Annotated in this window: 5 protein-coding genes and 1 pseudogene; 3 read left to right on the forward strand and 3 right to left on the reverse strand. The window is 68.6% G+C overall.

Translation table 11 applies throughout. The annotated features are described in order from the left end of the window. Positions 1-167: 167 nt before the first annotated feature. The 3 genes and pseudogenes from DBR34_RS12060 to DBR34_RS12070 form a co-directional block, all read right to left on the reverse strand. A pseudogene (locus DBR34_RS12060) lies at positions 168-539 on the reverse strand (H-NS histone family protein); the annotation flags it as partial. Positions 540-706: 167 nt separating this feature from the next. Next, on the reverse strand, positions 707-2,398 hold the full coding sequence (locus DBR34_RS12065) for a proline--tRNA ligase (RefSeq protein WP_128096973.1): 1,692 nt from the start codon (positions 2,396-2,398) through the stop codon (positions 707-709). Between the two features lie 116 nt (positions 2,399-2,514). Continuing rightward, positions 2,515-2,904 (reverse strand): DUF4124 domain-containing protein, encoded by a 390-nt coding sequence (locus DBR34_RS12070; RefSeq protein WP_128096974.1) that lies wholly within the window; start codon positions 2,902-2,904, stop codon positions 2,515-2,517. A 161-nt stretch (positions 2,905-3,065) separates the two neighbouring features. Between DBR34_RS12070 and pssA the strand changes: the two genes are divergently transcribed. The 3 genes from pssA to rimI are packed head-to-tail and all read left to right on the forward strand — an operon-like array spanning position 3,066 to position 4,848. Continuing rightward, the gene (gene pssA / locus DBR34_RS12075) at positions 3,066-3,845 is read left to right on the forward strand and encodes a CDP-diacylglycerol--serine O-phosphatidyltransferase (protein ID WP_128096975.1); all 780 of its coding nucleotides are present in this window, start codon (positions 3,066-3,068) and stop codon (positions 3,843-3,845) included. Further along, positions 3,842-4,354 (forward strand): hypothetical protein, encoded by a 513-nt coding sequence (locus DBR34_RS12080; protein WP_258223864.1) that lies wholly within the window; start codon positions 3,842-3,844, stop codon positions 4,352-4,354. Before pssA ends, DBR34_RS12080 begins: the two co-directional genes overlap by 4 nt. Next, on the forward strand, positions 4,351-4,848 hold the full coding sequence (gene rimI / locus DBR34_RS12085) for a ribosomal protein S18-alanine N-acetyltransferase (protein WP_128096976.1): 498 nt from the start codon (positions 4,351-4,353) through the stop codon (positions 4,846-4,848). Before DBR34_RS12080 ends, rimI begins: the two co-directional genes overlap by 4 nt. Positions 4,849-4,853: the final 5 nt, after the last annotated feature.

Genomic DNA, 4,853 nt, shown 5'->3' on the forward strand with positions numbered 1-4,853 from the left:
ACCCGTACCCGACCCAGCCTGTGCAATCGCACACCCGGCTTTTCAGCTGTTGCGTTCGGGTTTGGCCTGTAGGCAAAACCTCCAACGACGCAAGTAATCAGACACAAAAAACGCCGGCTTTCGCCGGCGTTTCGAGATTCGGTTTCCGATGAAACCAGAATCGATTACTTCTTGATCAGGAACTCTTCGACCTTCTTGCCCTTGGTCGTCAGCGCGGCCAGCCAGCGCGGCTGCTTGCCGCGGCCGGTCCAGGTTTCCTTCGGGTTGGCCGGGTTGCGGTACTTCGGGGCAACCTTGCCCAGCTTGCGCACGGCCTTCTTGGCCGGGGCCTTGGTTGCCTTCGCTGCACGGCCGCGGGCCGGGGCGACGCCGCCGAACACCTCTTCGATCGAATACCCGTGCGCCTTCGCCAGCTTCGTCAGCTGCGTGCGCACCTTGGTTACCGCCGGGCGCTTGGCCACGATGGTCTGCTGCTTCTTTGCGTTCTTGATCAGGGCGCCCAGCTCTTTGGCGGACAGGCCACTCAGGTCAATGCTCATCAACTACTCCGGAATCTATTTAAGGACGGGGTGGGCCAGTCCTTGGCGTCGGCGACAGCATACATATCCCGCCGGGTGCTGCACAGAGTTAACCGGGAGATTCAATCGTATGGCGCAAAAGAAAAGCCGGGATATTCCACCCGGCTTTCTTCCATCCCCTGTTTCGGTCAGCCCGCCAGACGGGCCAGCAGCGTCTCGCGGTCCAGGCTCTCGGCCTCGCTCGCACTGCGCGGCCGGTACTCGTAGGTCCCGGCCGCCAGGCCGCGCTCGGACACCACCACCCGGTGCGGCACGCCAATCAACTCCATGTCGGCGAACATCTGGCCCGGGCGCAGGCCGCGGTCGTCCAGCGCCGCGTCCAGCCCGGCCGCCTGCAGCTGCGCAAGCAGCTCGGCTGCCGCCGTGGCCACCGCCTCGTCCTGCTTCGGGTTGATCACGCACACCACCACCTGCCACGGGGCCATCGCCGCCGGCCAGATAATCCCCGCCTCATCGTGGTTCTGCTCGATCGCCGCTGCCACGATGCGCGAAATACCGATGCCGTAGCAGCCCATCGCCATCACCGCCGCCTTGCCGTTCTCATCCAGCACCGTGGCCTTCAGCGCCTGTGCGTACTGGCGACCCAGCTGGAACACATGACCCACTTCGATGCCGCGCGCGATCTTCAGCTCGCCACCGTCGGTGGCGCGGTCGCCGGCCTTGGCATTGCGGATGTCGGCCACGTCCGGCTCGGGCAGGTCGCGGCCCCAGTTGACCCCGGCGAAATGGAAACCCGCCTCATTGGCGCCGATCACGAAGTCGGCCATCGCCGCCACGTCGCGGTCGGCCACGATGCGGATCGGCTTGACCGGGTTGAGCGGGCCCAGGAAGCCCGGCTCGCTGCCCAGATGCGCCGTGATTTCCGCTTCGCCGGCCATGCGGTGGCCCTGCAGGCCCTCCACCTTGCCCAGCTTGATCTCGTTGACCTCGTGGTCGCCCCGCACCAGCGCCAGCACGAACCCGGCTTCGGTCATCAGCGCGATCGACTTCACGGTGCGCTCCAGGCCCAGGCCCAGCAGCTCGGCCACCGCTTCGCAGGTCTTCTGGGTCGGCGTGTCCACCTTGCGCATCGCTTCGCTGGCCGCAGCGCGGGCGCCCGGGGCGGCGGCCACGGCCGCTTCCATGTTGGCCGCGTAGTCCGAGCCGGTGGAGAACACCAGCGCGTCTTCGCCGGAGTCGGCGATCACGTGGAATTCCTGCGAGGCGTCGCCGCCGATCGCGCCGGAATCGGCCTGCACCATGCGGAAATCCAGGCCCAGGCGGGTGAAGATACGGCTGTAGGCCGCCTTCATGTTCTCGTACTCGCGCACCAGGCAGTCATCGTGCAGGTGGAAGGAGTAGGCGTCCTTCATCAGGAACTCGCGCGCGCGCATCACGCCGAAGCGCGGGCGGATCTCGTCGCGGAACTTGGTCTGGATCTGGAAGAAGTTGACCGGCAGCTGCTTGTAGCTGGACAGCTCCTGGCGCGCGAAATCGGCCGCGGCTTCTTCGGCGGTCGGGCTGTAGCAGAACACCTGGTCCTTGCGGTCCTTGATCTTCAGCAGCTGCGGGCCGAACTTTTCCCAGCGCCCGGTGGTTTCCCACAGTTCCTTGGGCTGGATGGTCGGAATCTGGAATTCCACCGCACCGGCGCGCTCCATTTCCTCGCGCACGATGCGCTCGACCTTGCGCAGCACGCGCAGGCCCAGCGGCGACCAGGTGTACAACCCCGAGGCCAGCTTGCGGATCATGCCCGCGCGCAGCATCAAGCGGTGGCTGGTGAGCTCCGCGTCACTGGGGGTTTCCTTGGTGGTGTGCAGGTGGAACTGGGAAAGGCGCATCGTCGGCTTCGCTGAACGGCAGAAGCCGATATTCTGCCAGCCCGGCCGCCGCCCTGCCCATCACGGCCCTGGCCGCGGGTGCAACGGTCGGCTGCCGGCGGCAACCGGCCCGGCCGTCAGGTGCCGGTGGCCGGCTTGCAATAGGCCTGGATCGCGGCCTCGGCCAAGGTCTTCTGGGCCGCGCGCTGCGGGTCGGTCAAGGCGGTGTCGGCCTTGCCGTCGCCATTGGTGTCCTGCATCACCACACCCTGGCCATTGAGCAGGGTGAGGTTGCCGCGTGCGGTGGTGCACGCGCTGGACTCTGCCGGGGCGGCGGCGGCCGTGGCGGCTGGCCGGGTGGCCGGCGCGGCGGTTTCCACCTTGCGTGCTTCGTATTTCTGGCCGGTCGGGGCTTTTTCCGAATACTGGGTCACGCCATTGGCGTCCTTCCACTTGTAGACGGTACCGGCGTGGGCCGAGGCGCTGGCGAGCAGCAGCAGGCAGCACAGCGAGGGCAGGGCACGCATGGCAACTCCGGGCATCAGGGCAAGGCGCCGATTGCAGCACCCCGGCCCGGTGCTGGCAAGCCGCCGGCGACCGGCGGGCCGGTGGGTACCGGCAACGGTCGCCACCGCCCCATGGCGACCGGGCTGCCCCAAAGGCCACCACACCCACTAAACTGGCCGGTATGGATCAGATGAAACCCCCGCCGCGCTCCCGCAGCATCTACCTGCTGCCCAACCTGTTCACCACCGCAGGCCTGTTCGCCGGCTTCTACGCGATCATCGCCGCGGCCAATGGCGACTTCGTCAACGCGGCCATCGCCGTGTTCGTGGCCGCGGTCATGGACGGCCTGGACGGCCGCGTGGCCCGGTTGACCGGGACCAGCAGCGAATTCGGCGTGCAGTACGACTCGCTGGCCGACCTGGTCAGCTTCGGCATGGCTCCGGCGCTGGTGATGTACCACTGGTCGCTGTCGTGGCTGAAATTCGACGACCCGGTCTGGGGCCGGGTCGGCTGGGCAGTGGCGTTCCTGTATGCGGCCTGCGCCGCGCTGCGGCTGGCCCGCTTCAACACCCAGGTCACCGTGGTCGACAAGCGCTGGTTCGTTGGTTTGGCCAGCCCGGCCGCCGCCGGCCTGATGATGTCCTTCGTCTGGGCCTTCGCCGATGGCAACCTGGGCTGGGACGGCAATCAGCTGCGGTATGTCTCGCTGGGCGTGACCCTGGTGGCGGCATTGCTGATGGTCAGCCGGATCCGCTTCTGGAGCTTCAAGGGCAGCGGCGAACGCGGCCCGCGCGCTGACCGCGTGCCGTTCCTGGCCCTGGCGCTGGTGCCCATTGCCATCGCCATCATGGTCATCGACCTGCCGCGGGTGCTGTTTGCCGTCGGCATCGTGTACGCCCTGTCCGGGCCGTGCTGCTGGTTGTGGCAGCGCGCCCGCAAGACGGCCGAGCCCCGCGCGTGAGCGAGTCCGGCCTGCCGCCGCTGTGGTCCCCGGCGCAGCAGTCGTGGCTGCAGGCGATGGGCTACACCGTGTTCGTGGACGGGCAGATCGAGGAGGTCGCCGCCGCACCGATCACGCTGAGCGTGGCCGCCAGTGCCGCGCCGGCCGAGCGTGCCGCAGCGCAGCCAGCCCCCGCATCGGCAGGGGACGCCCCCGCGCATGCCGCGCCGCCGCCGCGGCGCAGCGCACCGACCAGCATCGATGCACCACCGGCCGCTGGCAGCCGCACCGCCGGCGATACCCCGGCAGCGCCGCGCGAACGCGCCAGCGGTAGCGGCCGTCGCCCGGCAGTGCGCATGCCTGACCGCCTGCAGATCGCCCTGCTGCGCGCGTCCGGCTGCAATCCCGCCGAGCCGGAGACGCAGGCGTTGATGGCCGGCTGGAACCTGGACGACCTGCGCGGCAATGCCGCCGCCAAGCGCGCGCTGTGGCCGCACCTGCGGGCCCTGCGCAAGCGGGGCCGGCCGTGAGCGCGGTCAGTTCGCCCCGCCCGATGGCGTTGCGCGCGCTGCGCGAAAGCGATATCGACGCCCTGATGCCGATCGAACTGCGCGGTTACCCGTTCCCGTGGACGCGCGGCATTTTCGTGGACTGCCTGCGTGCGGGCTATCCGGCGCTGGCGCTGGAGGATGACGGCGTGCTGGTGGGCTACGGCGTGCTCAGCATCGCGGCCGACGAAGCCCATGTGTTGAATGTCTGCGTGGATCCCCAGAGCCAGTCGCGGGGCCTGGGCCGGTTTCTGTTCCGCGCACTGGTCCAGCTGGCACGCGACCACGGCGCCCAGCGCGTCTTCCTGGAAGTGCGCCCGTCCAACACGCCGGCGGTGGCGCTGTACCACAGCGAAGGCTTCAACGAGATCGGCCGCCGCCCGCGCTATTACCCGGCCCGCGAGGGACGCGAGGACGCGCTGGTGATGGCGATGGAACTGGTGGACGACGACATCCAGACCATGCCGCCGTTGTAACCGCG

The organism is Stenotrophomonas sp. HMWF003, assembly GCF_003061285.1.
In the GTDB taxonomy this organism is placed as follows: Bacteria; Pseudomonadota; Gammaproteobacteria; order Xanthomonadales; family Xanthomonadaceae; genus Stenotrophomonas; species Stenotrophomonas maltophilia_AP.